Source organism: Neobacillus drentensis, assembly GCF_036962765.1.
Taxonomy (GTDB): Bacteria; Bacillota; Bacilli; order Bacillales; family Cytobacillaceae; genus Neobacillus; species Neobacillus drentensis_C.
On sequence record NZ_JBALOS010000077.1, the window covers coordinates 30,744 to 31,069 of the forward strand.

Sequence of the window (326 nt, forward strand, 5' to 3'; positions counted from 1 at the left end):
TCCCTTCACCCGCACCAAATATTTTACTTGAATTAAATTGTGTAGTGTGATAAGATAGTTTTTGTCGCTAATTATCATGCGGTCGTGGCGGAATGGCAGACGCGCTAGGTTGAGGGCCTAGTGGGGGCAACCCCGTGGAGGTTCAAGTCCTCTCGGCCGCACCAAATAAATTGTTGACAGAGAATACCGAGTGTGCTATACTTTAAAAGTTGACTTTTAATTAATGCGCCCGTAGCTCAATTGGATAGAGCGTCTGACTACGGATCAGAAGGTTGTGGATTCGACTTCTTCCGGGCGCGCCATATAGACGGGAAGTAGCTCAGCTT

At 47.2% G+C, this 326-nt stretch carries 2 tRNA genes; both read left to right on the forward strand.

The window, feature by feature from the left end:
• Positions 1-78: 78 nt before the first annotated feature.
• Positions 79-164, forward strand: a tRNA-Leu gene (locus tag V7137_RS11435).
• Positions 165-225: 61 nt separating this feature from the next.
• Positions 226-302, forward strand: a tRNA-Arg gene (locus V7137_RS11440).
• Positions 303-326 lie beyond the last annotated feature (24 nt).